Consider the following 25,418-nt stretch of genomic DNA (forward strand, 5'->3'; position numbering starts at 1 on the left):
TCGGCGAACGCGCAACGCTCGCGGAAAGCGCGGAAAGCGCGGAAAGCGCGGAAAGCGCGGCACGCGCGGTGATCGGGGCGGGTGCGGAAATCACTTGGCGATCAGCTTCGCAACATCGATGGGGGTCTTGAGCATGTCCTGCTCCTTCATCAGCCCGGTCCAGTAGCCCAGTTGCTTGTCGGTGACGACCGGACCCGGCGGCGAGACCTGCACCTTGGCCAGCACCTCGGGCGGCAGCTTGATGTACTTGCCGATGCTCGCGCGCACCTTGGCGTCGTTCTTCGGCTGCTGCATGAAGGCTGCGGACTCGACCAGCGCTTCGCGAAAACCGCGCGCCGCCACCGGGTTCTTCGCCACCCATTCGCGCTTGGCTGCATGCACGATGGTCTGGTTGTTCTCGGGCAGGAAGGTCGAGTAGTACGAGGCCACATAGCCCGCGCCGCTCTCGGTGATGCGGCTCATGAACGGATCGGCCGACACCACCGCATCGACCGAGCCGCCACGCAACAGGTCGGCATGCTGCGGGAACGCGGCTTCGACGAAGTTGACCTTGCGGTAGTCCACGCCGCTGTCTTTCAGCCACGCGCGAAAGGTCACGTGCAGGAAGGCGCCCAGGCCCGGTACGCCGATCTTCTTGCCGACGCAGTCCTGCGCGCTCTTGATGCCCGAGCCCGCGCGGGCCACGAGGCCGAAGCCGGTGATCGTCTTCGAGGTGAGGCCGCCGCCGGCCACCAGCACGAGGTCGAGGCCACCATCGACCGCCTGCAAAAAGACCGAGGGCGTGGGCCCGCCGATCTGCAGCGAGTCGGACTGCAGCGCCGCCGGAATGGTGGAGTTGAGCGGAATGAACTTGAGTTCGACGTCGAGGTTGCGCTTCTTGAAGTAGCCCTCCTCCGCCGCCACGAAGACAGAGGCGAAGTCCGTCACCGCCGTGTAGCCGAACACGATCTTCGGGTTGGACTGCTGCGCGTGCGAAGGCAGCGCGGCGGCGGCCGATGCCGCTGCCAGCGCAGACAGCAGGGTGCGTCGATTCATCATGGCTTTTGTCTCCTGGGGGTGGTTTTGTTCGTGCGTGGGGTCTTGGGCTTCGGCAGCGCGGCGCGCAGGCCGCCGACGATGAAGTTCACCAGCATCGGCGCCACGGCGGGGTCGGCGCGCGTGTTCTCGCCGCGCGAGAGCCGTTCGATGCGGCTGTCGTTCAGGTGGTGCAGCAGCGAACCCAGTGCGAACTGGTAGCCCCAGGCGGCCTGGCTGCGCGTGGCGTGCGGCAGTGCGATGTGCAGCGCATCGATGTAGGCCTCGGCCAGCGGATCGAAGTAGGCGCGCAGCACGCGGTCGGCTTCCTCGGTGGCGTGGTACAGCTCGCGCGCCACCAGCAGTGCGTAGTACTCGCCCTCGGAACTCGCGCGCAGCGCCAGCACCGGCGCGGTGAAGGCTTCGATGATGCGCGGCAGCGTGCGCGTGTCGTCGGGGTCGATGTTCACCGCCGCCAGTCCCGCGAGCCGCGCCTTGATGGAGTGCGCCCAGTGCTCGAAGATCGCGTGAAACAGCTCGTGCTTCTGGCCGTAGTAGTAGCCCACCAGTGCCAGCGGCACGCCGGCCTCTTCGGCGATCTGGCGGATCGTCACCACGTGGTAGCCGTGCTGTGCGAAGAGTTTCTCGGCCGCCAGCAGGATGGCCTGCCTGCGGTCGGGCCGCGTGGCCTCGGCGGTGATGGCGGCGGCCCGTGGGGCGCTGCGCTTGACGGACGGAATGCGGGCGTTCATGAGGGCGTATTGAACGCTTGTACAAAAATGTTGAACACGCGTACAAACCCTGAGGTCAACCCTCATTGAGCACGGTCGTTCGCAGCGCTACGCTTGGGGCATGTCCGCCCCCAACATCCCCCAGATCCGTCTCTATCAAAACTGGCTGCGCGAGACACGCGGCCTCTCGTTCGACAGCTACGACGCGCTGTGGCGCTGGTCCACCACCGAGCTCGATGCCTTCTGGCAGAGCATCTGGGACTACGCCGGCCTGCACTCGCCGACACCGCACACCGCCGTGCTCGCGCAGCCGCGCATGCCCACCGCGCGCTGGTTCCCCGGTGCCCAGGTCAACTACGCGCGCGAGGTGCTGCGCCACGCCGATGCGGCCCATGCCGCCGGCATGCCGGCCATCGTGAGCGACAACGAACTCGGCGAAGTGCGCGAGCTGTCGTGGCCCGAGCTGCGCCGCCAGGTGGCCGCCGTGGCGCTCACGCTCAAGTCGCTCGGCGTGCAGCGCGGCGACCGCGTCGCGGCCTACATGCCCAACGTGCCCGAGACCATGGTGGCCTTTCTCGCGTGCTCCAGCATCGGCGCGATCTGGAGCGTGTGCGCGCCCGACATGGGCACCGCCGCCGTCACCGACCGCTTCCGCCAGATCGAGCCCAAGGTGCTGATCGCCGTCGACGGCGTGCACTACGGCGGCAAGCCGCTCGACCGCAGCGCGGTGCTGCAGGAGCTGCGCGGCCAGCTGCCCAGCGTGCGGAAGCTGCTGCTCGTGAAGTCGCCGTTCGCCGCGAGCGCGGTGCCGCACGATGTCGAGTGGACGCAGGCCATTGCGCGTGACGATGCAGAGGTCGCCGCCTTCGAGCCCGAGTGGCTGCCCTTCGACCACCCGATCTGGATCGTCTATTCGAGCGGCACCACCGGCCTGCCCAAGCCCATCGTGCACGGGCAGGGCGGCATCATCCTCACCATGCATGCCTGCGGCCTGCACAACGACGTGGGCGCAAGCTACGGCGCCAACAACTTCGGCGAGCGCTACCACTGGTACAGCTCCACCGGCTGGGTGATGTGGAACTCGCAGCTCTCGGGCATGGCCTTCGGCGCCACCATCTGCATCTACGACGGCAACCCGGCGGGAAGCAAGGAGAAGCCCGACTGGAGCGTGCTGTGGCGCTTTGTCGCGCGGCACAAGGTCACCTTCTTCGGCGCGGGCGCGGCCTACTTCACCAACTGCATGAAGGCAGGTCTTGTCGCGAAGGACTGCGGCGATCTCTCGCGCGTGCGTGCGCTCGGCAGCACCGGATCGCCGCTGCCCGAAGAAGTGCAACGCTGGGGCTCGCAACAGATCCTGTCCGCCGGCTCGAAGGAGGTGTGGTGGTGCAACATCTCCGGCGGCACCGACTTCTGCGGTGCCTTTGTCGGCGGCAACCGCGACCTGCCCGAAGTGCCGGGCCAGATGCAGTGCCGCGAACTCGGCCACGCGGTCGAGGCCTGGAACGAGCAGGGCCAGCCCGTCATCGGCGAAGTCGGCGAGCTGGTGTGCACCCAGGCCATTCCGTCGATGCCGCTGTACTTCTGGGGCGACGAGGGCAATGCGCGCTACCTGTCGAGCTACTTCGACACCTACCCCGGCGTGTGGCGACACGGCGACTGGATCAGGATCGGCGAAGACGGCGGCTGCATCATCTACGGTCGCAGCGACGCCACCATCAACCGCCAGGGCCTGCGCATGGGCACCAGCGAGATCTACAGCGCGGTCGAGGGCCTGCCCGAAGTGCTCGACTCGATGGTGGTCGATCTCGAATACCTGGGCCGCGACAGCTACATGCCGCTGTTCGTGGTGCTGCGCCCCGGCGTGGCGCTCGACGACGCGATGCGCGCGCGCCTGAACAACGCGATCAAGACCTCGCTGTCGCCGCGCTTCGTGCCCAACGACATCTTCCAGGTGGCCGAGATTCCGCGCACGCTCTCGGGCAAGAAGCAGGAACTGCCGATCAAGAAGCTGCTGCTGGGCCAGCCGATCGAGAAGGTGGTCAATCGCGAGGCCATGGCAAACCCCGGAAGCCTGGATTGGTATGTGGCTTTCGCTGCGCAGCGTGCCTCCGCATAATGGGCGCATGAAAAGACGCACCAGCCTCCTGATGATTTCCGCCGTTGTCGGCGCCTCCTTGTTGAGCGCCTGCGCATCGCCTTCGTCCACACCATCGCCATCGGGTGGTGGCGCCGCGCCGCTGCGCGTGACCGGCACGGTGGCCTACCGCGAGCGCATTGCGCTCGACCCCACGGCCGAGGTCGTGGTGCAACTGCTCGACGTGTCGCGCATGGACGCACCTTCGGTGACCCTGGCCGAGCAGCGCTTCAAGGCCAACGGCAAGCAGCCGCCCCTGGCCTATGAGCTGACCGTGGACCCCGCGCGCATCGACCCGCGCATGCGCTACGCGGTGTCGGCGCGCATCTCGCGCGGCGACCAGTTGCTGTTCATCAACGACACGCAGTACTCGGTGCTCACGCAAGGCAACGGCAACACCGCCAACCTGATGCTCGTGCGCGTCACGCAAGCGCCTCGCTGACGGTTTCTAGGAAGTTTTCAGCTCGTAGAGCACCATGCGCGTCTGCCGGCCGCGCAGCTCTACCAGCTCTTCGATGCGCCGCGTGCACAGCCGGCCCTTCAGCCCCTCGAAGGTGACTTCCGACATCAGCATCTGCGTGCCCAGTTGCTTGTTGATGCCTTCGATGCGGCTGGCCACGTTCACCACGTCGCCGAACGCGGTGTAGGAAAGCCGGTCGTTCGACCCAAGAATTCCTGCGACCACCACGCCCGTGTGCATGCCGACGCGCGTGCGAAATTCGGGCAGGCCACTGGCAAGCCACTTGCGGTTGAGTTCGCTCATTTCCACATGGAGCTCGAGCGCGGCAAGGCAGGCCTTGTACTCCGCGTCCTTCAGGTCCGCGGGCGCACCCCACAGCACCATGATGCCGTCGCCGATGAACTTGTCGATGACGCCGCCGTGCCGCGCGAACACGCCCGCCGCCAGGTTGAAGTACTCGGTGAGCATGCCGACCAGCACGTCGGTCTCCAGCGACTCCGAGATCGAGGTGAAGCCCTCCACGTCGGTGAACATCACGGTGATGCGCCGTGGCGACCCGCTCGGCGCGAGCGCATGCCCTTCGGCGACGAGCTGGTTGATCACGTCCACCGGCACGAACTTGCTGAAGGCCTTCAGGCTGCGCGCCGACTCGTCCAGTGCCTGGTCCAGGTGCTGGATTTCGAGCACGCGGCTGGGTTCGCGCGGCAGGTTGTCCAGCTCCAGCATGCCGATGCGGCGCGCGATGTGCGAGAGGTTCTCCACCGGCGACGTCACCAGCTTCGACAGCTTCAGCGACAGGTACAGCGCCAGCCCCAGGAACGCCAGCGCCAGCAGCAGCGACCACAGCACGGCGCGCCGCAGCCCGCCCAGCAGCATGTCTTCGGGGACCCAGCTCACCAGTTGCCAGCCGGTGGTTGGTATCTGCGAGGTCTGCACCAGGTAGCGCCGGCCTTCATAGGCGAACCCGAAGGCCGTGTCGGTGCCGCTGCCCGCCGTGCCCGTGGCCACCATGTGCTCGTGCAGCGCGCCGAGCACGCCAGAAGGCGGCCCCAGGGTATGCAGAACGCCGGGCATGTCGCTGCGCGCGAGCACCTGGAAATCGGCGCTCAGCAATGCGCTGTCGCCGCAACCGTCGCTGCTGAAAAGGCGCACGAACTCCGACAGCCGGCCCAGCGACACATCACCGGCCACCACCAGCGCCTGCGAGCTGCCTTCGGCATAGCGGCGACGGCTGGGCAGCGCGTAGGTCACGCCCAGCTCCTGTGCGGCGGCGAACACATAGGGCTTGGTCCACACCGGGCCTTGCGCCGTGCGGGCCTGCAGATACCAGCTGCGCTTTGTCGGGTCGTAGTCGCTGCGGTAGGCCTCCACGCGCTGCGTGGCATAGCGGTTCTGCACGTCGGACTCGGCCTCCAGCGGCAGCTTGTATTGCCAGGTCTCGGTGGTGAAGCCGGGGCCGCGCGCGATGTGCCGCATGGCGGGCGCGGGGTAGCGCAGGGCCATCAGCATCTGGCCTGTTTCGTTGGTCACGTAGATGCTGTCGAGTTCAGGCGACTGCTCCAGCAGCGTCCACAGAAGCTCCGACGTTCTGTCGACATGGTCGCCCGCGGGTTGCAGGCTGGGGGCGCTGGCCACCGCATCGACGACCGACTCGGCCTTCTTGAGGAAGGCCAGTACCTTGTCTTCGGTGCGGTCGTGGTTGGCCTTGTGCGCGGAGACCCCGATGCGGGACACCAGCCGCTGCGAGCCCCAGTAGCCCAGCGAGACCAGCAGCAGCGACTGGGCCAGGGCCACGGCACTGACGATGGTGCCCACGTCCACCCTGAAGCGACGAGATCGCCCGGGTGGCGCGGCAGGCGCCGTGTGGGGTGACGATGCCGCCGTGGCGGCAAATTCAAACGGCGGCTCTCCCGCCACACCCGGCTTCCCGGACGAGTTCATGTTCATACAGCTCCCTGACGACCACTCGATCACACCCGCAGCGGTACGGCTGCGGGTCGGCATCCGGTGAGCTCACGGCCCCGATCGTTGTTGTCGGAGATCCTGGTGTGCGCCGGATGCGGGCGCGATTTTCGCTCGACTTCGGCTTTGTGTGCGGTATTGCGCGGCCGAACGGAGGCTCAAGCCTGTCTAGACCGGCGCGAAAGGCTTGACGCCGGCCGACGGCCCAGGTACCCCAGCGCCGCCCGCTCCACGCGCATGCGCAGCGCCTGCCGGTGCAACTGCAGCGTGGGGCTCAGGGGCAGCTCGCGTTCGGAGTAATCGAGCGCAGCCGCCAGTTGCGGCCGCTCGAAGGGGTGTTCGAGCGCAACCTCGATCAGCGCCCGGATGCCGCGCCAGCGTGGCGCGCTCAAGCCGTCTTCCGACGCCGGCGTTCAGCGCGCATCGTGAAAGATGATGCCCAGCGTGTGCCGCCGCCCCGAGCGCAGGCGGCTCACGCCATGGCGCATCGTCACGCGGTAGGTGCCCCGCGTGCCGGCCACCGGCCGCTGGTTGACCGCGAAGATCACTGCCTCGCCCTGCGCCAGCGACACCACTTCCGCGCGCGACTGCATGCGCGGGCGCTGCTCGGTCAGCACGAACTCGCCGCCCGTGAAGTCTTCGCGCGGATCGCTCAGCAGCACGGTGAGCTGCAGCGGAAACTGCAGATCGCCGTACAGGTCCTGGTGCAGGCAGTTGTAGTCGCCCTCGTCGTAGCGCAGCAGCAGCGGGGTGGGGCGCAACTGGCCCGCCGCGTGGCAGCGAGCGAGGTACGCGGCATGGTCCGGCGGAAAGTCGGCCGGCTGGCCCATCGCCGCCGCCCAGGCGTTGGCCAGCGGCGCGAGCCGCTCGTACAACGCGCTGCGCCATTCGGCGAGCGCAGGCGGCAGCGGGTTCGCGAAGTACTGGTACTCGCCCTGTCCGAAGCCGTGGCGCTGCATGACCACGCGGCTGCGAAAGTGCTTGGGCTGGTCGTACATCGCGGCCAGCGCGGCGCATTCCTTCGGCGTGAACAGCGGGCCGGTGGCGGCGCAGCCGCGGGTGGCCAGGTCGGTCTCGATGCGGGGCCAGTCGAGGGCCTCGATGTGGGAAGCGGGGGACGTCATGGCCGCAGTGTCCCGTCTTCGCGCATGTGCGGCTCGCCGTTTCCGGACGCGGGTTTCGGGATGCTCCCGGGCGCCTCCATCCCATCGGCTGTTTTGAGCGATCATTCGACCATGGCACAAGCAAAAACCACCGCGCGCGAAAGCTCGAAAGGGCAACTGGTCCAGGGCCGATCGGTGGCGACGCTGGGGCGCGGCATGGAACTGGTCAAGGTCGGCAAGGCGCCCCGCGCTGTCGTTCGGCCCGAGGACAACACGACGGTGCTGCTGAAGAAGGCGGCCCGCGCGCTCAACAAGCCCGGCATCGACAGGGCGGTCGTTTTTCGCGGCCCCAACGCGGCCAAGATATTCGCCTACTACGCCTACCCGCAAGACCCCACCCAGGTCGTGCGCGAGGCGGCCGACGGCACCAAGGTCGTCGGCCGGCTGGTCGAAGGCAGGTTCCGCGCGAGCAAGGCGTGAGCCGCCGTCCGCCGAAGCTCGACAAGCTGCTGGCGCAGACGCAAGGCCCGCGTCCGGTGGCCTTTGTCCTGGCCGGCCACAACGGCTCCGGAAAATCCACCCTCTGGTATTCGCGGCTGGCGGCTTCGCTGCAGATGCCGCTGATCAATGCGGACCGGATGATGATGTCCATCCTGCCCGACGCCGACCACCGCACGGGGCGCATCCCCGTGTGGGCGCAGCGTCTGCGCGATGACGACGAGAAGTGGCAGGTCCTGTCGCAGGAAGGCGTGCGCGCCTTCAAGAGCCTCGTGATGGACCAGCGCATGCCCTTCGCATTCGAGACGGTGTTCTCTCACTGGAAGCCGTTGCCCGGCGGCGGCCATGAATCGAAGGCCGACGACATCCGCGCGATGCAGGAAGCGGGCTACTTCGTCGTGCTGCTGTTCGTCGGCCTGATCTCGGTGGACATGTCCGTCTTTCGCGTGAGCACGCGCAAGCAGCAGGGTGGGCACGACGTGGATCGCAAGAAGCTCGTCGAGCGCTTCCCCCGCACGCAGGCGGCGGTGGGGCATGCGGCGCAGATCGCCAACATGACGCTGATGTTCGACAACAGCCGCTCCGAAAAAGACGCTTTCGCGCTGGTGCGGGCGCAGGCGAAGCGATCGATTCTTTTCGACGCACGCGATCCGCAGTTCAAGGTCGACCCCGGACTGCGGGCCGTGTGCGATCCGTGGCTGGAGAAGGTGGCGGGCCCGTTCAGGCCGCGGCGCGCCTCGCGGCCGAAGAAGACAGCAGTGCCGCCGCAACAGCAAAAGGACAAGAGCACCCCATGAGCACCTCGAACGCATCCCCCGATCCAGCCGACGGCTGGCAACTCCCCTGGTCCGGCGGCTGCCGCTGCGGCCAGGTGCGCCTGCGCATCACCGCGCCGCCGCTGCTGTCGATGGCGTGCCATTGCACCGGCTGCCAGACCATGAGCGCGAGTGCCTTCTCGCTCTCGCTCGCCATCCCCGCGCAGGGCTTCGAGGTGGTGTCGGGCGAGCCCGTCATCGGCGGGCTGCACGGCGATGCTTCGCACCATTTCTTCTGCCCGCACTGCAAGAGCTGGATGTTCACGCGCACCGAAGGCATGGACTACTTCGTCAACCTGCGGCCGTCGATGCTCGATCGGCACCAATGGGTCGAGCCTTTCGTCGAAACCTGGACCGACGAGAAGCTGCCCTGGGCCACGACGTCCGCGAAGCACAGCTTCGGTGCCTTGCCCGCGATGGACGCCTTTCCCGCACTGATCGAAGCCTATGCCCGGGAAGGCGCCCGGCCCGCGAAGGACTGACGCACATGACACCCCAAGCCGTTCTCGACCACTACGACCAGGGGCTCCTGTGGCCCGCCGATCGCGCGCTCCCGATTGCCCCGGATATCGACGCCGCCTACCAGCAGGCGCTGGCCTTGCGCGCGCTGCGCACCGCTCGCGGCGAGCATCCCGCCGGCTACAAGATCGGCTTTACCAACCGCACGATCTGGCCCCGCTACGAGGTCTACGCGCCCGTCTGGGGCACCGTGTGGAACACGACGCTCACGCGCAGCAGCGGTGGTGGCACCAGCGAGGTGAGCCTGAACAAGCTCTGCCAGCCGCGGCTGGAGCCCGAAATCGTGTTCGGCATGGCCGCGACACCGCCGCGCGACGCCACGCTCGAAGACCTCTTCGGCTGCATCGCCTGGCTCGCACCGGGCTTCGAGATCGTGCAGTCGCACCTGCCCGGCTGGAAGTTCAGCGCCGCCGACACCGTGGCCGACGGCGGGCTGCATGCGCGCCTGCTGGTCGGACGCGAGACGCCGGTCGGCCACTTCGCCACCAGCGCCCAGGCGCTGGACGAACTGCTCGGCCGCACGCGCGTGCGGCTCTACCGTGGCGATGCGCTGATCGACGAAGGCCAGGGCGTCAACGTGCTCGACGGTCCGTTGCACGCCTTGCACCACTTCAACCAGGAACTGCAGCGCTGCCCCGGCGCGCCGGCGCTGATGCCCGGCGACGTGATCACCACCGGCACATGGACCGATGCCTGGCCGCTGGAGGCGGGCCAGTCCTGGCGCGCGGAGTTCGACGCGCCGTTCGATTCGCTTGGCATCACGCTGCGCTAGCGTCAGCTCGCGCGGCGTCAGCCCTGCCGCGCCTGTTCGAGTAGCCAGTCGCTGAAGAACTTCAGCAGCGGCCGCTGGTCGGCGCGCTCCGGTGTCACCAGGTAGTAGTTGCGCTCGCCTGACAGCGGCCGTGGGCATGCAACGACCAGTTCGCCGCGCGCCAGTTCGTCGGCCACCAGCATCGTCGGCATCAGCGCCACGCCCAGGCCGTGCGAGGCGGCGGCGGCCAATATCGAAAACAGCTCGTAGCGCGGGCCGCCGCGCGCATTGGGCGCATCGATCTGCTGCGCATCGAACCACTGGCGCCAGCCATCGGGCCGCGTGCTTTGCTGCAGCAGCGGCATCTTCGCGATGGCGGCGGGTGCCACGGCTTTGCCGCGCGGCAGCAGCGACGGGCTGCACACGGGCACCACGTCTTCATGCATCAGCAGCAGTGCGCGCGTGCCCGCCCAGTTCTCGACCTGCGCGGGCGTGCCGGCATAAAGCGCGGCATCGAACTCCGCATCGGCGAAAAGAAAGGGGCGCGTGCGCGTCTCGATGTGCACCACCACGTCGGGCTGCAGCGCCGCGAAGCTTTTCAGGCGCGGCATCAGCCAGCGCGTGGCGAAGGTGGGCACGGCCGCCAGCGACAGCGAGCCGCCTTCGCCCTGGTGCGCCATCGCGTCGAGCGTGTCGCGCTCCATCGCTTCGAGCCGCTTGGTGATCTGCCGTGCATAGGCCGCGCCGCTCGCGGTGAGCGCCACGCCGTGCCGCGTGCGGCGAAATAGCGCCACGCCCAGGAAGGCTTCGAGCGTGCCGATCTGGCGCGACACCGCGCTTTGGGTGAGGGCCAGTTCCTGCGCGGCGCGGGTGTAGCTCTCGTGGCGCGCGGCGGCGTCGAAGCACACGAGGGTTTGCAGGGGTGGGATCTTGCGGCGCATGTATGCCTCGGGTGTATGTATGGAGGAGCGGCCTTACCAATGAAAGAACGGCTCGAACATCTTGCAAGACATTCTACGAACGCATATCTGGGTGAGGATTCATCGTTTGCACCCGTCCCCTCGCGTGGCTAGGATCGAGGCCATCCCCCTCTTTTCTCTTTTTCCCCTCTTTCCGGAGACAGCACATGGCCGCCAAAGCGCAATTCCACTGGGACGATCCCCTTCTTCTCGACCAGCAACTGACCGACGAAGAACGCATGATCCGCGACGCGGCCAATGCCTACTGCCAGGAGCGCCTGGCGCCCCGCGTCATCGAGGGCTTTCGCAGCGGTGAAACCGACCCCGCCATCTTTCGCGAAATGGGCGCGCTCGGCCTGCTCGGCCCGACGATCCCCGAGCAGTACGGCGGCCCCGGCCTCAACTACGTGGCCTACGGCCTGATCGCCCGCGAAGTCGAGCGCGTCGATTCGGGCTACCGCTCGATGGCCAGCGTGCAAAGCTCGCTGGTGATGGTGCCGATCTTCGAATTCGGCACCGAAGCGCAAAAGCAGAAGTACCTGCCCAAGCTGGCTACCGGCGAATGGATCGGCTGCTTCGGCCTGACCGAACCCGACCACGGCTCCGACCCCGGCAGCATGGTCACGCGTGCCAAGAAGGTGCCGGGCGGCTACTCGCTCAGCGGCGCCAAGATGTGGATCAGCAACTCGCCCATCGCCGACGTGTTCGTGGTGTGGGCCAAGGAAGTCAGCGAAAGCGGCACGGTCGGCCCGATCCGTGGCTTCGTGCTCGAGAAGGGCATGAAGGGCCTGAGCGCCCCCGCGATCCACGGCAAGGTGGGCCTGCGCGCCAGCATCACCGGCGAGATCGTGATGGACGGCGTGTTCTGCCCCGAAGAAAACGCATTCCCTGAAGTGCAAGGCCTCAAGGGCCCGTTCACCTGCCTGAACAGCGCCCGCTACGGCATCTCGTGGGGTGCTCTGGGTGCCGCCGAAGACTGCTGGCACCGCGCCCGCCAGTACACGCTCGACCGCAAGCAGTTCGGCCGCCCGCTCGCCGCCAACCAGCTCATCCAGAAGAAGCTGGCCGACATGCAGACCGAGATCACGCTGGGCCTGCAAGGCAGCCTGCGCCTGGGCCGCATGAAGGACGAAGGCACGGCCTCGGTCGAGATCACCTCGATCATGAAGCGCAACAACTGCGGCAAGGCCCTGGACATCGCCCGCCTGGCGCGCGACATGATGGGCGGCAACGGCATCAGCGACGAGTTCGGCGTGGCACGCCACCTGGTGAACCTGGAAGTGGTCAACACCTACGAAGGCACGCACGACATCCACGCGCTGATCCTGGGCCGCGCCATCACCGGCATCGCAGCGTTCGCGAACTGAGCCGAATGACCAAGCCCGCAGCACTCGACGGCATCAAGGTCCTCGATCTGTCCCGCGTGCTCGCGGGCCCTTGGTGTACGCAGATCCTTGCGGACCTGGGCGCCGACGTCGTCAAGATCGAGCGCCCCGGCGTGGGCGACGACACCCGCACCTGGGGCCCGCCGTTCATCAAGGACGCGAACGGCAACGACACCGACCAGGCCAGCTACTTCACCGCCTGCAACCGCAACAAGCGCTCGGTCACCATCGACATGGCCACGCCCGAGGGGCAGGCGCTGTTGAAGCAGATGGCGGCGCAGGCCGACATCGTGGTGGAGAACTTCAAGACCGGTGGCCTGAAGCAATACGGCCTCGACCACGAGAGCCTGCGCGCGGCCAACCCACGCCTCATCTATTGCAGCGTGACCGGTTTCGGCCACGACGGCCCGTATGCCGAGCGCGCGGGCTACGACCTGATGATCCAGGCCATGACCGGCATGATGAGCATCACCGGCCGCCCCGACGACGTGCCCGGCGGCGGCCCGCTGCGCGTGGGCGTGGCGCTGACCGACCTGTTCACCGGCGTTTATGCGAGCACCGCGATCCTTGCCGCGCTGCAGGTGCGCGACCGCACCGGCGAAGGCCAGCACATCGACATGGCGCTGCTCGACGTGGGCATGGCCATCCTTGCCAACCAGGCGAGCGCGTTCCTCAACACCGGCAAGGCGCCGCAGCGCCAGGGCAACAGCCATCCGAGCCTGGCGCCGTACCAGGACTTCCAGACACAGGACGGCTCGATGCTGCTGGCCATCGGCAACAACGGCCAGTTCGCGCGTTTTTGCGAAGCGGCCGGCCACGCCGAGTGGGCCGCCGATGCGCGCTTTGCAACCAACACGCTGCGCGTGAAGCACCGCGAAGTGCTGATCCCCCTGATGCAGGAGGTCACGCGCACGCGCAACACCGCCGCATGGGTCACGCTGCTCGAAGACAAGGCCGTGCCCTGCGGTCCGATCAACGACATCGCGCAGGCCTTCGACGACGCGCAGGTCAAGTCGCGCGGCCTGGCGGTGACGCTGCCGCGCGATGCGGGCGACGGCATCGCCAGCATCACCGGCGTGGCGAGCCCGTTGCGCCTGACGGCCACGCCACCCGTGCTGCGCCATGCGCCGCCGGCCCTCGGACAGCACACGCAAGAGGTGCTGGCGGAAATGGGCATCGACGCCGCACGTTTCGACGCGCTGCGTTCGGCCGGCGTGATCTGAAGAGGCCGACATGACAAGCCCGATGCGCCCGCCGTTCTCGGTGTTGCGCATCGACCATGTCGTGCTGCGCGTGAAGGACATCGAACGCGCGATCGCTTTCTACCGCGACGTGCTGGGCTGCGAAGTCGAGAAGCGTCGCGAGGACCTGGGGCTTGTGCACCTGCGCGCGGGGTCGAGCCTGATTGATCTGATCACGCCCGATGGGCCGTTGGGAAAGCAGGGCGGCGCACTCGCAGGTGCAGAAGGCCGCAATGTCGATCACCTCTGCTTGCGTGTCGAGCCTTTCGACGAGGCCGCGATTCGCGCGTTGTTGGCGCAGCACGGCGTGCCTGTGCATGGCGAGGTGCAGAACAACTTCGGCGCTGAAGGCAACGGTCCTTCGATGTACATCACCGATCCGGACGGCAACAGCGTAGAACTCAAGGGGCCGGCTGGCTGAGTTCGCGTTTCGAGCGCTGTAGTTGTTCTTTCAGGGCGACGCTCACGCCGACACGGTGCTCTTTTTCGCGAATGTCCCCCGCTTCGCTCCTCCTTTATTTCGCGAAAAAGAGCCCCGTATCGACGTGAGCGCTCAGAGCGGTCGTTGATCAGCCGCAAACGCAGAGCGTGTCCATGTGCGAATGGCACCAGGTGCTCCCCGCAGCGAAATAAAGGAGGAGCGAAGCGGGGGACATTCGCGGAGGGGAGCACCTGGTGTCATTCGCACGCACCCCGAACAGCAACGCCAGTCGGCCCAGCACAGGAACACGTCGTATGAGCAGCAAGGTCTTCTTCGACCTCGGCATCTCGCTCGACGCGAAACTGGTGACGCACCTCGACTACCGTTTCGTGAGGTAGGCCGGGGTGACGGGGCTCAACCGGCCCGTCCGATGATCGCCACCCCGAACACCACCACGCCCAGCACGAGGTTCATGCTCACCAACTGGCGCACCGTGTTGAGCAGCGAAGCCGCCTTGGGCCAGGCGCTTTCTTCCACCGCGCGCCGCAGCGCCTTGAACACCGAGGCGCGGATGTAGACATAAATGGCCGCCATCACGATCGCGATGCTCATCATCGCTTCGACGCGCCAGTGCACCGAGCGAAAGCCGCCGGTCGCCATGATCATTCCCACGCCGCTCAAAAACAGCAGCGTGACGGACGCGTCCACGCCTATAAAAAAGCGCCGCAGCGTCGCGGTCATCATGCGCAGGCGAAAGGGCGGCTCCAGCGTGGCGACGGCGGCGGGGCGCACCGCGAAATGCATGGTCGCCATGCCGCCGACCCAGAAGGCGGCGCACAGCAGATGAATGAAAAGCGGAATGACGTAGGACATGGGGGTCGATCAGAACACCGAAAGGCCCGCAGGCGCAACGCTCAGGCCGCAACACCGCGCCCGCGTGGGGCTGCTCGCTTTTCCTTGCCGGCCGTCAGGTCGGCATAACGGCGCATGTCGGTCACGATCTGCCGCAGCAGCGCCGACGCAGCCGGCGACAGCATGCGGCCGTGCCGCGACACGATGTGCGAGCGCCCTTGCGACAGCAACGGGTTCTTCATCGGCAGCTCGACCAGCAGGGCGTTGTTCGCATTCGGCGTGAGCGAGATCCGCGTGCCCAGCGTGTAGCCCAGCCCGGCCGACACGAAATGGCCGAGCGCGCTGAACGACGTGGTGGTGAGCAGCGCGGGCAGCCGCACACCCTCGCTGATCTCGGCGGCCTCGATGTGCTGCCGCACGCCGAAGTTGCGATGCAGCGTCGCGCCCGGGTAGGGCAGCAGGTCGGCCAGCTTGAGCGGGCGACCGAGCCGCGCGAGCGGGTGCGAGGCCGGCACCATCGTCTGGATGGGCTGCGCATGCGACTGGTGCGAGGTCAGCCGCTCGTCCTTCGGCGGCTGGAACAGCATGCCGATGTGGGCGCGCTCCTCGACGATGCGCCGCACGATCTCGTCGGTGCTGGCCACGTCCAGGTCGATGGTGATGTTCGGATGCGTGGTCATGAAGTCGCGCAGGCTGTGGCGCATGAGCCAGTCGACATAGCCTTCGCCCGCCACGATGTCGATGTGGCCGCGCTCGATCTTGCGGATGCTGTCCATCTGCGCCAGCAAGTGCTGCTTCTGGTTCTGCTGGCGCCGCACGTAGCCGGCCAGCATCTGGCCCGCGTCGGTGGGCACCACGCCGCGGCCGTGGCGCTCCAGCAGCGGCACGCCGCATTCTTTTTCAAGGATGCCGATGGCGCGGCTGACGGCGGAAGGGTCCATGTCGAGCACGTCGGCGGCGCCGCGCACCGAGCCGCTTTCGAGCACCTGGATGAAGTAGCGCACGCGGCGGGTGTCGAGTTTGTCGTCCATGGTCGGCGGATTCGAGTGTTGCATTCAATGCACCAAATATCCTCATTTGCTGTCATTGATGCAAGTGCTCCGCAGCCCGACACTCGCCGGCACCCCGCCAGAAGAAGCCTCACACAATGACCTCTGCCGCCTCCACGCTCGACACCATGGCCCCGGCCACCGCCTCTGGAAAACTCAGGCTCGCGCTCGTGACCCTCGCCATCGTGGCGGTGGCCGAACGCATCGGCCCGGTGCAATTCAGCGTCGGGCCGGGCAAGGTGGCGCTGCTGCCGATGCTGTGGGCGCTGCTGATCGCGGCGGTCTGGGGCATCGCGCAGCGCCGCGTGCCGGGCGTGGTGCGCGTGGCGCCCGCGCAGCAGTCTTTTGCAGGCGGGCTGCTCAATGCGGGCCTGCTGCTGTTCATCGTGAAGCTGGGCCTCACCGTGGGCGCGGCGTTGCCGCAGGTCAAGCAGGCGGGCTGGGCTCTTCTGTTCCAGGAGTTCGGCCACGCGCTCGGCACGCTCGCACTGGGCCTGCCGTTGGCGCTGCTGCTGGGCATCAAGCGCGAAGCCGTGGGCGCCACCTTCTCGGTGGGCCGCGAGGGCAATCTCGTGATCATTGGCGAGAAGTACGGCATGGCCTCGCCCGAAGGCCGTGGCGTGCTGGCCGAGTACATCACCGGCACGGTGCTGGGCGCGCTGTTCATCGCGGTGCTGGCGGGCTTCATCGCCAGCCTGCACATCTTCGATCCGCGTTCGCTGGCCATGGGTGCGGGCGTGGGCTCGGGCAGCCTGATGGCCGCGGCCCTGGGCGCCATCGCCGCGCAGCAGCCGGCCGAGATGCTGCCGCAGCTCACCGCGATCGCGGCCGCATCGAACCTGCTGACCACGGTGGCGGGTTTCTACTTCACGCTGTTCCTGTCGTTGCCGCTGTGCTCGTGGCTCTACGGCAAGCTCGAACCGGTGCTGGGCCGCTTCTCGAAGCGCGGTGCGCAGGAAGCGGCAGGCACGGGCGCGATGTCCCAGGTCAGCATGGGGCATGGCGGCGCTCTGCCGATGCGCGACACGCTCATCGCCTGGGCGGTGGTGGGCGGCGGCGTGCTCATCGGCAACTCGCTGACCTACAAGGTGCCGGTGCTGGTGTCGCTCGAAGGCATGGCCGCGGTGGTGGCGATCGCGCTGGTGGTCGAGGGCATCAAGCGCCTCGTGCCGCGCCTGCCGACGGTGCTGGTGCTGTCGGTGGTGGCAACCGTGGTCGGCATTCCGGGCCTGTTCCCGTTCTCCGACGCGCTGATCGCGCTGACCGCCAAGCTCAACTTCCTGGCCTTCACCACGCCGGTGCTGGCACTGGCCGGCTTCTCCGTCGCGAAAGACCTGCCGGTGTTCCGCAAGCTGGGCTGGCGCATCGTGGTGGTGTCGCTCACTGCCACGGCCGGCACCTTCCTCGGCGCCACCGTCATCGCCGAATTCTTCCACTGACCCCACACCACGAGAGAGACCGCCATGTACCGCGAACCCGAAATTGCCGAAGACACCCGCGAGCGCATGCTCGGCTGGCGCCGCGACATCCACGCGAACCCCGAGACCGCCTTCGAGGAACACCGCACCGCCAACGTCGTCGCCAACGCGCTGATGCTGATGGGCCTGCCGGTGCATCGCGGCCTGGCCGGCACCGGCGTGGTGGCCACGCTGAAGAACGGCGAAGGCCCGAGCATCGCGCTGCGCGCCGACCTCGACGCACTCAACATGCAGGAGCTGGGCACGCAGCCGCACGCCTCGAAGTGCGTCGGCAAGATGCACGCCTGCGGCCATGACGGCCACACCGCCATGCTGCTGGGCGCGGCCGAACACCTGTCGCGCCACAAGCCTTTCAAGGGCACGGTGCAGTTCGTGTTCCAGCCGGCCGAAGAGAACGAAGGCGGCGGCCGCGTGATGGTGGAAGAGGGCCTGTTCGACCAGTTCCCTGCCGACGCCGTGTACGGCATGCACAACTTCCCCAGCCTGCCGCGCGGCCAGTTCGCGATCCGCAAGGGCACGATGACGGCCTTTCTCGACACCTTCGAGATCGTCATCACCGGCAAGGGCAGCCACGGCGCCATGCCCGAGACCGGCATCGACTCGGTGGTGGTGTCGGCCCAGCTCGTCAACGCGTTGCAGACCATCGTGAGTCGCCGCACCGGCGCCACCGATTCGGCCGTGGTCAGCGTCACGCAGATCCACGGCGGCGACACCTGGAACGTGATTCCCGAAACCGTGGTGCTGCGCGGCACCGTGCGCACGCTCGACCCCGCCATCCAGGACAAGACCCAGGCCGCGATGCAGCAGATCTGCGACGGCGTGGCGCAGACGCACGGCGCGAAGGTGGCGCTCGACTACCGCCGCGGCTACCCCGGCGTGGTCAACACGGCCACCGAGACCGATGCCGCCATTGCCGCCGCCGCCAGCCTGGTCGAGCGCGCGCAGGTCAAGACCGACATTCCGCCGGCCATGGGCTCGGAAGACTTCGCCTTCATGCTGCAGAAGCGCCCGGGCGCCTACATCGGCATCGGCGCGGGCGAAGGCCCGAACGATCCGAACGTGCACAACCCGTACTACGACTTCAACGACGCCATCCTGCCGCTGGGCGCCGCCTACTGGGTGGCACTGGTCAAACAGCAGCTGCCGGCCGCATGATGCGCTGATGCTCTCAGCCTTCGACATCTTCAAGATCGGCATCGGGCCGTCGAGTTCGCACACCGTCGGGCCGATGCGCGCGGCGCTGATGTTCGCGCGGTCGCTCGAAGCGCGCGGTGTGCTCGCGCAGGTGGCGCGCCTGCACGTGGACCTGTTCGGCTCGCTCGGCGCCACGGGCCACGGCCATGCCACCGACCAGGGCGTGATCCTCGGCCTCTTCGGCGACGCGCCCGACACGGTGCGGCCCGAGACCGTGCAGCCGCGCCTGGAGGCGCTGCGCCGCACCGGCCAGTTGAGCCTGCTGGGCACCACGCCCATCGCCTTCGACCGCGTGCGCGACATCGCCTTTCGCGGCGAAGAGTCGCTGCCCGAGCACCCCAACGCCATGCGCTTCACCGCCTTCGCGGCCGATGGCAGCAGGCTGGCCGAGGGCACGTATTTCTCGGTTGGCGGTGGCTTCGTCGTCGAAGGCGGGCAGGCTGTGGCCGCGACGGTGGCTGCGGCATCTACCGTGCCGCATCCTTTCTCGACCGGCGACGAACTCATGGCGCAATGCCGCGCCAGCGGCCTGTCGGTCGCGGCGCTGGTGATGCGCAACGAATGCGTGTGGCGGCCCGAGGCCGAAGTGCGCAGCGGCCTGCTGCGCATCTGGGGCGTGATGCAGCAGTGCGTGCAGCGCGGCTTCGGCATCGACAACCCGCTGGCCGCGCACGCACTGCCCGGCCCGCTGCGCATGCGCCGCCGTGCCCCCGAGCTGAACCGCGAACTGCTGGCACAGGCCGGTGCGGCCGACCCGCTCGCGGTGATGGACTGGGTCAACGCCTTCGCGATGGCGGTGAACGAGGAGAACGCTGCCGGCGGCCGTGTCGTCACCGCACCCACCAACGGCGCGGCCGGCGTGGTGCCCGCCGTGATGCACTACTACCAGCGCTTCGTGCCGCAGGCGAATGACGACGGCATCGTCGACTTCCTGCTCACGGCGGCGGCAATCGGCATGCTCTACAAGGCCAACGCATCGATCTCCGGAGCCGAGGTCGGCTGCCAGGGCGAAGTGGGCGTGGCCTGCTCGATGGCCGCTGGCGCACTCGCCGCCGTGCTCGGCGCCACGCCGGCGCAGGTCGAGAACGCGGCCGAGATCGGCATGGAACACAACCTGGGCCTGACCTGCGACCCGGTCGGCGGCATGGTGCAGATTCCGTGCGTCGAGCGCAACGCGATGGGGGCCGTGAAGGCCATCAACGCGGCACGCATGGCGCTGCGCGGCGACGGCAGCCACTACGTGTCGCTCGACGCGGTGATCCGCACGATGAAACAGACCGGCGAGGACATGAAGTCGACCTACAAGGAAACTTCGCTCGGCGGCCTCGCGGTGAACGTGGTGGAGTGCTGACCGCGCCTGAAGCTCAGACCACGAACATCAGGCCACGAACATGTCCCACGGCCCCTTGCCTTCCGGCAGCCGGGGCCGCGCGGTGAGCGAAGCCAGCGGCTCGCCGGCCTCGAAACGCGCGGCCAGCGCTTCGGGGTCGAACACCACGCCCATGAAGTTCTCGGCATAGGCGCCGCCGGCAAAGAAGGCGCTGACTTCCTCCGCCGTCTCGAACACGTCGTGCTGCAGCTCCAGCCGATGGCCGTCGGGGTCGCGGTAGTACATCGAGATCGTCGGCCCGTGGTTGATGCACCAGTAGGGCCGGATGCCGCGTGCGGCCAGCCGGCGGTGGTTGGCCAGCAAGTCGCCGAGCGAGCCGTAGGTGAAGGCGATGTGCTCCAGGCCCGTGCTCGCGTCGGCTTCGTGCTTCAGCGCCGGTCCCGCGATCAGGCCGATGCGGTGGTGCTCGTCGTCGTAGGTCAGGAAGCACAGCATCGGGTTCTCGAACGCGGCGCGGGCCTGCAGCACGTCGAGGTACCACGCGCGCGAACGCGCCAGGTCGCTCACGCGCAGCACCACGTGCGCCAGCTTGACGGGGCTCAGCACGGTGTGCGTGAAGTCGGGCAGCGGGCGCACGGGGCGCACCGGGGTTGCGATGTCGGTCATGGGGGTCTCCTTCTTTTTTTCGGGCGCAACGTTCAATCAGCAGGCTCGGCCACCACGCGGTTCTCGATGTGGCCGATGCCCTCGATCTCCACGCGCACCACGTCGCCCGGCACCAGATAGCGCGGCGGGTCCATCAGCCCGCCCACGCCCGCGGGGCTGCCGGTGCTCAGCACGTCGCCCGGCTCCAGCGTGAAGGCGGTGCTCAGCTCGACCAGCATGGCCTCGATGCGGTGGATCATCTGCGCGGTGTTGCCGTCCTGCCGCAGCTCGCCGTTGACCCAGGTGCGCAGCCGCAGCGCATGCGGGTCGGCGATCTCGTCGCGCGTCACCAGCCAGGGCCCGAAGGGGCCGTGCGTGTCGAAGGACTTGCCCAGCGTGTGCGTGGGCGCGCGCATCTGCCAGTCGCGCACGCTCATGTCGTTGACCACCACGTAGCCCGCGACCATGGCCATCGCGTCTTCCGCGCGCACATGGCGGCAGCGCCGGCCGATGACCACGCCGAGTTCGCCCTCGTAGTCGAACTGGTCGGACACACGGGGCTTGTGCACCGCATCGAAAGGGCCGGCCACGCACGACACCTGCTTGTTGAACCACACCTGCCCCGGCGCCCGCACCAACCCCAGCTTTGCGGCTTCCTCCAGATGCGAGGCGTAGTTGCCGCCCAGCCCCAGGAACTTCTGCGGCGCGGGGATGGGCGCCGCCAGCCGCACGCCGGCCAGTGCCACGCGGGGTGCATCCGGCAGTGCGGCGCGCAGCCACGCCATGCCTTCGTCGCCGCGCGCCAGAAGCTCACGCAGTCCGGGCGGCGCGCCGGGCTGGTCCGTCAGGTCGGCGATTTCCTCATTTCGGACCACGCCGAAGCGAAGGGCGTCGCGATGGTGGAAGCTGGCGAGTTTCATGGCGTGTGCTGGAACGGGTGGTTGACCGGAAAGGATCGATCGATGATGCTGGTGGAACGAACGCAGAACAATTCGCCCGGCAAGAACGGATCGTTCTGCCGGTGGAACGAAAAGCAGAACGAGAGACATGGAAGACCTCAACGACCTGGCGCTCTTCGCCCATGTGGTGACACAGCAGGGCTTCAGTGCCGCGAGCCGGCACCTGGGCATTCCCAAGTCGCGCCTGAGCCGCCGCATCTCGCAGCTCGAGGAGCGACTGGGCGTGCGGCTGCTGCAGCGCAGTTCGCGCCGCCTGCTGCTCACCGGCGTGGGCCGCGAGTTCTACGAGCGCTGCCAGGCCACGGTGGCGGCGGGCGACGAGGCCTTCGACGTGCTGCGCCAGGCCATCTCGCAGCCACAGGGCCTGCTGCGCGTGAGCTGCCCGTTCACGCTCGCGCAGTTCTGGCTCACGCCGCTGATCCCGGCCTTCATGCGTGCCTGCCCCGGCGTGCGGCTGCAACTGGAAGTGAGCAACCGGCGCGTCGATCCGCTGCAGGAAAACATCGACGTGGTGCTGCGCGTGCGGCGCCCGCCCTTCGAGGATTCGAGCCTCGTCGCCCGGCCGCTGGGCACCACCGTCGACGTGCTGCTGGCGAGCCCCGCGCTGCTGGCGCGGCTCGGCACGCCGCAGGGGCTCGCCGACCTGGCCGCATGGCCCGTGCTGTCGCTGCCCGCCGAGAACGACCGCTACCGCTGGACGCTGGAGCACGGCGCGCAGGTGCAGGAGTTCGGCTTCACGCCGCACTTCGTCACCGACGACATGTTCGCGCTCAGGCACCTTGCCGAGCAGGGCATGGGCGTGGTACTGCTGCCCGAGATCATGTGCCGCGATGCGCTCGCCGACGGCCGCCTGGTGCGCTTGTGCGGCGACTGGGCCTGCGCGGCCAGCGAAATCCAGGCCGCGTTCGCATCGCGGCGCGGCATGCTGCCGGCGGTGCGCGCCTTCATCGACTGCCTGCTGCAAAACCCGCCGGGCGAAGCTGTCGCGCGCACGGGCTTATCCTGACCGTTCCTTCTCCTGTTGTTCCAACCCCGCAAGGCAAACCGAGGCACCGCAATGACCCGCTCCATCGCCCAGAAACGCGCCGACTTCCGCGCGCTCCACGCTCAAGGCTGCTTCGTCATCCCGAACCCCTGGGACACCGGCAGCGCGCGCTACCTCGAAGGCCTGGGCTTCAAGGCGCTGGCCACCACCAGCTCGGGCTTTGCGTGGTCGCGCGGCCATGCCGATGGGGCGCTGTCGCGCGACCAGGTCCTTGACCATCTGCGCGAACTCGTGGCCGCCACTGACCTGCCGGTGAACGCCGACTTCGAGAACGGCTTTGCCGCCGATGCGCAGGGCGTGGCCGAAAGCGTGCGGCTCGCGGCCGAGACCGGCGTGGCGGGCCTGTCGATCGAGGATTCGACGGGCAACGCCGCCGATCCGCTTTTTTCCATCGACGTCGCGGTCGAGCGCATGCGTGCCGCGCGCAAGGCCATCGACGCCAGCGGCGCCGACGTGCTGCTGGTTGGGCGTGCAGAGAACTTCTTCGCCGGCCGTCCCGATCTGGACGACGCCATCGCCCGGCTCAAGGCCTACTCAAACGCGGGCGCCGATTGCCTCTACGCACCCGGCATCAAGACCCGTGAGCAGATCGCCGCCGTGGTCGCGGCCGCTGGCGGCAAGCCGGTCAACCTGCTGGTCGGCGCGACCAGCGAGCTGACGATGAAAGACATCGCCGAGCTGGGCGTGCGGCGCGTCAGCGTCGGCGGCGGGCTCGCGCGCGCGGCATGGGGCGGCTTCATGCGCGCCGCGCGCACGCTGTCTGAAGAAGGCCGCTTCGACGGCTTTGCGGATGCCGCGCCGGGCGCCGAACTCAACGCGTTCTTCCGTCCGTTCGTGCAGTAGTCATCCGACCGCGCCGAAGCAGCCCCGGTGGAACTTCTTCTCACCGAGATCCGCAACTGCCGCGCCTGTGCAGCGCATCTGCCGCTGGGCCCCCGGCCCATCGTGCAGGCGAGCCGCACCGCGCGGCTGCTGATCGTCGGGCAGGCCCCGAGCCTGACCGTGCACCAGACCGGCGTGCCATGGAACGACCGAAGCGGCGACCTGCTGCGCCGCTGGCTCGGCATCGACCGTGACCTGTTCTACGACGCGACGCAGATCGCCATCGTGCCGATGGGCTACTGCTACCCGGGGCGCGGCAAGAGCGGCGACCTGCCGCCGCGCAAGGAATGCGCGCAGCTCTGGCACGCGCGGCTGTTCGCCGAACTCAAGAATGTCGAGCTGACCCTGCCCATCGGCCAGTACGCGCAGCACCACCTGCTGGGCAAGACCGCGCGCGGCAGCGTCACCGAAACGGTCGAGGCCTTCGCGGACTACGGGCCGCGCGTCGTGCCGCTGCCGCATCCTTCGCCGCGCAACACGGGCTGGTTCAAGCACCACCCGTGGTTCGAGCGCGATGTGCTGCCGGTGCTGCGCGAGCGGGTTCGCCAGGTGCTGGCCCCGGAGGGCGTCAGTCGACCCTGATGTTCGCGGCCTTGACCACCTGCTGGGCCTTGCCGGTCTCGTCGACGATGAACTTGTTGAACTGCGCCGAAGGCATGGTGAAGGGCTCGGCACCGAGTTTTTCCAGCCGCTCCTTCAGCTCGGGCGACACCATGATCTTCGCGACCTCGGCCTGCAGGCGGTCCACGATCGGCTGCGGCGTCTTCGCGGGTGCGAAGAGTCCGACCCAGAACAGGTACTCCGAGCCCGGCACGCCGGCCTCCACCGTCGTGGGTGCGTTGGGCAGTGCCGCCGAGCGCTTGCCCGTGCCGACCGCCAGCGCCTGCAGCTTGCCGGTCTGGATCAGCGGCAGGGCCGACACCATCGGTGCGAAGAACCAGTCGACGCGCCCGGCCATCACCTCGGTCATGGCCTCGGGCGTGCCGCGAAAGGGCACGTGCTGCGCGTCGATGCCGGCCGCAAGGCGGAACACCTCGGCGTTCATGTGCGTGGCCGAGCCGTTGCCGGCGGAGCCGTAGTTGAAGCGGCCCGGCTTGGCCTTGACCTGCGCCACGAGGTCTTTGACGTTCGCGAAGTGCGCGGGCGCGGTGACCAGCACGTTGGGCAGGCTGGCCATCGGCGTCACGCCCGTGAAGTCCTTGAGCGTGTCGTACGACAGGCCCTTGTAGATCCACGGGTTCACGAGGTGGCCCGCCGAGTGCACGAGCAGCGTGTAGCCATCGGCCGGCGCCTTGGCCGTGATCGCCGCGCCCAGCGTGCCGCCCGCGCCGGGCCGGTTGTCCACGATCACGCTGGTGCCCAGCGCCGGGCCGAGCTTCTCGGCCACCAGCCGCGCGACGATGTCGGTGCCGCTGCCTGCCGTGAACGGCACGACCAGCTTGATCGGCTGCGTGCCCGGCCAGTTGCCCTGCGCGTGCGCGCCGCCGAGCGTGGATGCGGCGACGAATGCCGCGGCCACGGCCAGCGTCCGCCGGCGGCTCCAGGTGAAAGTCTTCTTCATGCGTCTTGTCTCCGTTGATTTGTTTCGTTGGGCGATGAATGACCGAAAGAGAAAGAGGGGAGGCCGCTACGGCGGCGGCGCGTTCGGCATCACCAGCGCCACCAGCACCGGCCGGTTGCTGCGGTTTTCGAGCTGGCGCTTTTCGCCGGGCGCGAAGCGGCAGCTGTCGTAGGGGCCGAGCACTTCTTCTTCATGCGCGCCGTCGAGTTCGCCGACCACGTGCAGCTCGCCTTCGAGCACGAGGTACAGCTTTTCCATCGGCGAGCCGTCCAGCCCGGTGTGGCCACCCGGCAGGATCTGGCTCATGCCCATCCACATCTGTGTTGATGGGCCGGCTTCCTTGCCCTGCAGGCGCAGGCAGCGCATGTCGAAATGGTTGGGCGCCTCGTAGTGCGGCGCTTCGTTGAAACGGGTCACGTGCATGGCGGTT

General features: G+C 68.1%; 27 protein-coding genes. 15 read left to right on the forward strand and 12 right to left on the reverse strand.

All coding sequences use genetic code 11. The features are described 5' to 3' along the window. Window positions 1–90: 90 nt before the first annotated feature. Entirely contained in the window at window positions 91–1,038 is a 948-nt protein-coding gene (locus ACSFB7_RS35930; RefSeq protein WP_435477109.1) for an ABC transporter substrate-binding protein, read from the reverse strand. Next, the gene (locus tag ACSFB7_RS35935) at window positions 1,035–1,766 is read right to left on the reverse strand and encodes a TetR/AcrR family transcriptional regulator (protein WP_435477110.1); all 732 of its coding nucleotides are present in this window, start codon (window positions 1,764–1,766) and stop codon (window positions 1,035–1,037) included. Before ACSFB7_RS35935 ends, ACSFB7_RS35930 begins: the two co-directional genes overlap by 4 nt. A 100-nt stretch (window positions 1,767–1,866) precedes the next feature. On the opposite strand from ACSFB7_RS35935, the gene ACSFB7_RS35940 reads away from it, so the two are divergent. Together ACSFB7_RS35940 and ACSFB7_RS35945 are read left to right on the forward strand one after the other, a co-directional pair. Next, window positions 1,867–3,861: an acetoacetate--CoA ligase gene (locus ACSFB7_RS35940; RefSeq protein WP_435477111.1), complete on the forward strand. Its 1,995-nt coding sequence runs from the start codon at window positions 1,867–1,869 to the stop codon at window positions 3,859–3,861. Between the two features lie 7 nt (window positions 3,862–3,868). Beyond that, window positions 3,869–4,321 (forward strand): YbaY family lipoprotein, encoded by a 453-nt coding sequence (locus ACSFB7_RS35945; RefSeq protein ID WP_435477112.1) that lies wholly within the window; start codon window positions 3,869–3,871, stop codon window positions 4,319–4,321. Window positions 4,322–4,327: 6 nt separating this feature from the next. Here ACSFB7_RS35945 and ACSFB7_RS35950 read toward each other — a convergent pair whose 3' ends face one another. From ACSFB7_RS35950 to ACSFB7_RS35960, 3 genes are all read right to left on the reverse strand, one after another. Then, window positions 4,328–6,286 carry an adenylate/guanylate cyclase domain-containing protein gene (locus ACSFB7_RS35950; RefSeq protein ID WP_435477113.1) on the reverse strand — a complete coding sequence of 653 codons (1,959 nt, stop codon included), beginning with the start codon at window positions 6,284–6,286 and terminating at the stop codon, window positions 4,328–4,330. Between the two features lie 173 nt (window positions 6,287–6,459). After that, the gene (locus ACSFB7_RS35955) at window positions 6,460–6,693 is read right to left on the reverse strand and encodes a hypothetical protein (RefSeq protein WP_435477114.1); all 234 of its coding nucleotides are present in this window, start codon (window positions 6,691–6,693) and stop codon (window positions 6,460–6,462) included. Window positions 6,694–6,714: 21 nt separating this feature from the next. Then, window positions 6,715–7,530 (reverse strand): 2OG-Fe(II) oxygenase, encoded by an 816-nt coding sequence (locus ACSFB7_RS35960; RefSeq protein ID WP_435477115.1) that lies wholly within the window; start codon window positions 7,528–7,530, stop codon window positions 6,715–6,717. 6 nt (window positions 7,531–7,536) lie between these two features. On the opposite strand from ACSFB7_RS35960, the gene ACSFB7_RS35965 reads away from it, so the two are divergent. The 4 genes from ACSFB7_RS35965 to ACSFB7_RS35980 are packed head-to-tail and all read left to right on the forward strand — an operon-like array spanning window position 7,537 to window position 10,008. Next, window positions 7,537–7,884: a hypothetical protein gene (locus ACSFB7_RS35965; protein ID WP_261803612.1), complete on the forward strand. Its 348-nt coding sequence runs from the start codon at window positions 7,537–7,539 to the stop codon at window positions 7,882–7,884. Beyond that, window positions 7,881–8,699, forward strand: a complete 819-nt coding sequence (locus ACSFB7_RS35970) for a zeta toxin family protein (protein ID WP_435477116.1) — start codon at window positions 7,881–7,883, stop codon at window positions 8,697–8,699. The genes ACSFB7_RS35965 and ACSFB7_RS35970 overlap by 4 nt, the downstream gene beginning before the upstream one ends. Next, entirely contained in the window at window positions 8,696–9,199 is a 504-nt protein-coding gene (locus ACSFB7_RS35975; RefSeq protein WP_435477117.1) for a GFA family protein, read from the forward strand. The genes ACSFB7_RS35970 and ACSFB7_RS35975 overlap by 4 nt, the downstream gene beginning before the upstream one ends. 5 nt (window positions 9,200–9,204) lie before the next feature. After that, window positions 9,205–10,008, forward strand: a complete 804-nt coding sequence (locus ACSFB7_RS35980; protein WP_435477118.1) for a 2-keto-4-pentenoate hydratase — start codon at window positions 9,205–9,207, stop codon at window positions 10,006–10,008. 17 nt (window positions 10,009–10,025) lie between these two features. Here ACSFB7_RS35980 and ACSFB7_RS35985 read toward each other — a convergent pair whose 3' ends face one another. Then, window positions 10,026–10,928: a LysR substrate-binding domain-containing protein gene (locus tag ACSFB7_RS35985; RefSeq protein ID WP_435477119.1), complete on the reverse strand. Its 903-nt coding sequence runs from the start codon at window positions 10,926–10,928 to the stop codon at window positions 10,026–10,028. 185 nt (window positions 10,929–11,113) lie between these two features. Here ACSFB7_RS35985 and ACSFB7_RS35990 point away from each other — a divergent pair, with 185 nt between their 5' ends. Genes ACSFB7_RS35990 through ACSFB7_RS36000 form a run of 3 tightly spaced genes read left to right on the forward strand, consistent with a single transcriptional unit; the run spans window position 11,114 to window position 13,993 of the window. Next, window positions 11,114–12,313: an acyl-CoA dehydrogenase gene (locus ACSFB7_RS35990; RefSeq protein ID WP_124464046.1), complete on the forward strand. Its 1,200-nt coding sequence runs from the start codon at window positions 11,114–11,116 to the stop codon at window positions 12,311–12,313. A 5-nt stretch (window positions 12,314–12,318) separates the two neighbouring features. Continuing rightward, window positions 12,319–13,554, forward strand: coding sequence for a CaiB/BaiF CoA transferase family protein (locus tag ACSFB7_RS35995; RefSeq protein ID WP_435477120.1), 1,236 nt, complete (start codon window positions 12,319–12,321; stop codon window positions 13,552–13,554). Between the two features lie 10 nt (window positions 13,555–13,564). Further along, window positions 13,565–13,993 (forward strand): VOC family protein, encoded by a 429-nt coding sequence (locus ACSFB7_RS36000; protein ID WP_435477121.1) that lies wholly within the window; start codon window positions 13,565–13,567, stop codon window positions 13,991–13,993. A 414-nt stretch (window positions 13,994–14,407) separates the two neighbouring features. Here ACSFB7_RS36000 and ACSFB7_RS36005 read toward each other — a convergent pair whose 3' ends face one another. Together ACSFB7_RS36005 and ACSFB7_RS36010 are read right to left on the reverse strand one after the other, a co-directional pair. Beyond that, window positions 14,408–14,866: a CopD family protein gene (locus tag ACSFB7_RS36005; RefSeq protein WP_435477122.1), complete on the reverse strand. Its 459-nt coding sequence runs from the start codon at window positions 14,864–14,866 to the stop codon at window positions 14,408–14,410. A gap of 41 nt (window positions 14,867–14,907) precedes the next feature. Then, window positions 14,908–15,876 carry a LysR family transcriptional regulator gene (locus ACSFB7_RS36010; RefSeq protein WP_435477123.1) on the reverse strand — a complete coding sequence of 323 codons (969 nt, stop codon included), beginning with the start codon at window positions 15,874–15,876 and terminating at the stop codon, window positions 14,908–14,910. A gap of 116 nt (window positions 15,877–15,992) precedes the next feature. Between ACSFB7_RS36010 and ACSFB7_RS36015 the strand changes: the two genes are divergently transcribed. The 3 genes from ACSFB7_RS36015 to ACSFB7_RS36025 are packed head-to-tail and all read left to right on the forward strand — an operon-like array spanning window position 15,993 to window position 19,917. Beyond that, window positions 15,993–17,333 (forward strand): DUF3100 domain-containing protein, encoded by a 1,341-nt coding sequence (locus ACSFB7_RS36015; RefSeq protein ID WP_435477124.1) that lies wholly within the window; start codon window positions 15,993–15,995, stop codon window positions 17,331–17,333. Window positions 17,334–17,357: 24 nt separating this feature from the next. Continuing rightward, the gene (locus ACSFB7_RS36020; protein WP_435477125.1) at window positions 17,358–18,527 is read left to right on the forward strand and encodes a M20 aminoacylase family protein; all 1,170 of its coding nucleotides are present in this window, start codon (window positions 17,358–17,360) and stop codon (window positions 18,525–18,527) included. A 4-nt stretch (window positions 18,528–18,531) separates the two neighbouring features. After that, the gene (locus ACSFB7_RS36025; RefSeq protein WP_435477182.1) at window positions 18,532–19,917 is read left to right on the forward strand and encodes an L-serine ammonia-lyase; all 1,386 of its coding nucleotides are present in this window, start codon (window positions 18,532–18,534) and stop codon (window positions 19,915–19,917) included. Window positions 19,918–19,944: 27 nt separating this feature from the next. On the opposite strand, the gene ACSFB7_RS36030 is transcribed toward ACSFB7_RS36025, so the two are convergent. Both ACSFB7_RS36030 and ACSFB7_RS36035 read right to left on the reverse strand, forming a co-directional pair. After that, on the reverse strand, window positions 19,945–20,562 hold the full coding sequence (locus ACSFB7_RS36030) for a VOC family protein (protein ID WP_435477126.1): 618 nt from the start codon (window positions 20,560–20,562) through the stop codon (window positions 19,945–19,947). A gap of 32 nt (window positions 20,563–20,594) precedes the next feature. Further along, complete coding sequence (locus tag ACSFB7_RS36035) at window positions 20,595–21,461, reverse strand: fumarylacetoacetate hydrolase family protein (RefSeq protein WP_435477127.1); 867 nt, start codon at window positions 21,459–21,461, stop codon at window positions 20,595–20,597. A 127-nt stretch (window positions 21,462–21,588) separates the two neighbouring features. Between ACSFB7_RS36035 and ACSFB7_RS36040 the strand changes: the two genes are divergently transcribed. The 3 genes from ACSFB7_RS36040 to ACSFB7_RS36050 are packed head-to-tail and all read left to right on the forward strand — an operon-like array spanning window position 21,589 to window position 24,009. Further along, window positions 21,589–22,506: a LysR substrate-binding domain-containing protein gene (locus ACSFB7_RS36040; protein WP_435477129.1), complete on the forward strand. Its 918-nt coding sequence runs from the start codon at window positions 21,589–21,591 to the stop codon at window positions 22,504–22,506. Window positions 22,507–22,557: 51 nt separating this feature from the next. Continuing rightward, on the forward strand, window positions 22,558–23,388 hold the full coding sequence (locus ACSFB7_RS36045; protein ID WP_435477130.1) for an isocitrate lyase/PEP mutase family protein: 831 nt from the start codon (window positions 22,558–22,560) through the stop codon (window positions 23,386–23,388). Between the two features lie 27 nt (window positions 23,389–23,415). Continuing rightward, window positions 23,416–24,009, forward strand: coding sequence for a uracil-DNA glycosylase family protein (locus ACSFB7_RS36050; RefSeq protein ID WP_435477131.1), 594 nt, complete (start codon window positions 23,416–23,418; stop codon window positions 24,007–24,009). On the opposite strand, the gene ACSFB7_RS36055 is transcribed toward ACSFB7_RS36050, so the two are convergent. After that, window positions 23,996–24,988 (reverse strand): Bug family tripartite tricarboxylate transporter substrate binding protein, encoded by a 993-nt coding sequence (locus tag ACSFB7_RS36055; protein WP_435477132.1) that lies wholly within the window; start codon window positions 24,986–24,988, stop codon window positions 23,996–23,998. The genes ACSFB7_RS36050 and ACSFB7_RS36055 overlap by 14 nt on opposite strands. A 66-nt stretch (window positions 24,989–25,054) precedes the next feature. Then, on the reverse strand, window positions 25,055–25,411 hold the full coding sequence (locus ACSFB7_RS36060) for a cupin domain-containing protein (RefSeq protein ID WP_435477133.1): 357 nt from the start codon (window positions 25,409–25,411) through the stop codon (window positions 25,055–25,057). Window positions 25,412–25,418 lie beyond the last annotated feature (7 nt).

Source organism: Variovorax raffinosi (genome assembly GCF_051216615.1).
Taxonomy (GTDB): Bacteria; Pseudomonadota; Gammaproteobacteria; order Burkholderiales; family Burkholderiaceae_C; genus Variovorax.

What these genes read in the sequence shown, in the direction of transcription:
- ACSFB7_RS35990 (WP_124464046.1), top strand. Translation starts at nt 11,114, where the DNA reads ATGGCCGCCAAAGCGCAATTCCACTGGGACGATCCCCTTCTTCTCGAC.
- ACSFB7_RS35940 (WP_435477111.1), top strand. Translation starts at nt 1,867, where the DNA reads ATGTCCGCCCCCAACATCCCCCAGATCCGTCTCTATCAAAACTGGCTG.
- ACSFB7_RS36030 (WP_435477126.1), bottom strand. Translation starts at nt 20,562, where the DNA reads ATGACCGACATCGCAACCCCGGTGCGCCCCGTGCGCCCGCTGCCCGAC.
- ACSFB7_RS36040 (WP_435477129.1), top strand. Translation starts at nt 21,589, where the DNA reads ATGGAAGACCTCAACGACCTGGCGCTCTTCGCCCATGTGGTGACACAG.
- ACSFB7_RS36045 (WP_435477130.1), top strand. Translation starts at nt 22,558, where the DNA reads ATGACCCGCTCCATCGCCCAGAAACGCGCCGACTTCCGCGCGCTCCAC.
- ACSFB7_RS35945 (WP_435477112.1), top strand. Translation starts at nt 3,869, where the DNA reads ATGAAAAGACGCACCAGCCTCCTGATGATTTCCGCCGTTGTCGGCGCC.
- ACSFB7_RS35985 (WP_435477119.1), bottom strand. Translation starts at nt 10,928, where the DNA reads ATGCGCCGCAAGATCCCACCCCTGCAAACCCTCGTGTGCTTCGACGCC.
- ACSFB7_RS35935 (WP_435477110.1), bottom strand. Translation starts at nt 1,766, where the DNA reads ATGAACGCCCGCATTCCGTCCGTCAAGCGCAGCGCCCCACGGGCCGCC.
- ACSFB7_RS36060 (WP_435477133.1), bottom strand. Translation starts at nt 25,411, where the DNA reads ATGCACGTGACCCGTTTCAACGAAGCGCCGCACTACGAGGCGCCCAAC.
- ACSFB7_RS35960 (WP_435477115.1), bottom strand. Translation starts at nt 7,530, where the DNA reads ATGATCGCTCAAAACAGCCGATGGGATGGAGGCGCCCGGGAGCATCCC.
- ACSFB7_RS35995 (WP_435477120.1), top strand. Translation starts at nt 12,319, where the DNA reads ATGACCAAGCCCGCAGCACTCGACGGCATCAAGGTCCTCGATCTGTCC.
- ACSFB7_RS35965 (WP_261803612.1), top strand. Translation starts at nt 7,537, where the DNA reads ATGGCACAAGCAAAAACCACCGCGCGCGAAAGCTCGAAAGGGCAACTG.
- ACSFB7_RS36000 (WP_435477121.1), top strand. Translation starts at nt 13,565, where the DNA reads ATGACAAGCCCGATGCGCCCGCCGTTCTCGGTGTTGCGCATCGACCAT.
- ACSFB7_RS35950 (WP_435477113.1), bottom strand. Translation starts at nt 6,286, where the DNA reads ATGAACATGAACTCGTCCGGGAAGCCGGGTGTGGCGGGAGAGCCGCCG.
- ACSFB7_RS36035 (WP_435477127.1), bottom strand. Translation starts at nt 21,461, where the DNA reads ATGAAACTCGCCAGCTTCCACCATCGCGACGCCCTTCGCTTCGGCGTG.
- ACSFB7_RS36010 (WP_435477123.1), bottom strand. Translation starts at nt 15,876, where the DNA reads ATGGACGACAAACTCGACACCCGCCGCGTGCGCTACTTCATCCAGGTG.
- ACSFB7_RS36020 (WP_435477125.1), top strand. Translation starts at nt 17,358, where the DNA reads ATGTACCGCGAACCCGAAATTGCCGAAGACACCCGCGAGCGCATGCTC.
- ACSFB7_RS36005 (WP_435477122.1), bottom strand. Translation starts at nt 14,866, where the DNA reads ATGTCCTACGTCATTCCGCTTTTCATTCATCTGCTGTGCGCCGCCTTC.
- ACSFB7_RS36055 (WP_435477132.1), bottom strand. Translation starts at nt 24,988, where the DNA reads ATGAAGAAGACTTTCACCTGGAGCCGCCGGCGGACGCTGGCCGTGGCC.
- ACSFB7_RS36015 (WP_435477124.1), top strand. Translation starts at nt 15,993, where the DNA reads ATGACCTCTGCCGCCTCCACGCTCGACACCATGGCCCCGGCCACCGCC.
- ACSFB7_RS35975 (WP_435477117.1), top strand. Translation starts at nt 8,696, where the DNA reads ATGAGCACCTCGAACGCATCCCCCGATCCAGCCGACGGCTGGCAACTC.
- ACSFB7_RS35930 (WP_435477109.1), bottom strand. Translation starts at nt 1,038, where the DNA reads ATGATGAATCGACGCACCCTGCTGTCTGCGCTGGCAGCGGCATCGGCC.
- ACSFB7_RS35980 (WP_435477118.1), top strand. Translation starts at nt 9,205, where the DNA reads ATGACACCCCAAGCCGTTCTCGACCACTACGACCAGGGGCTCCTGTGG.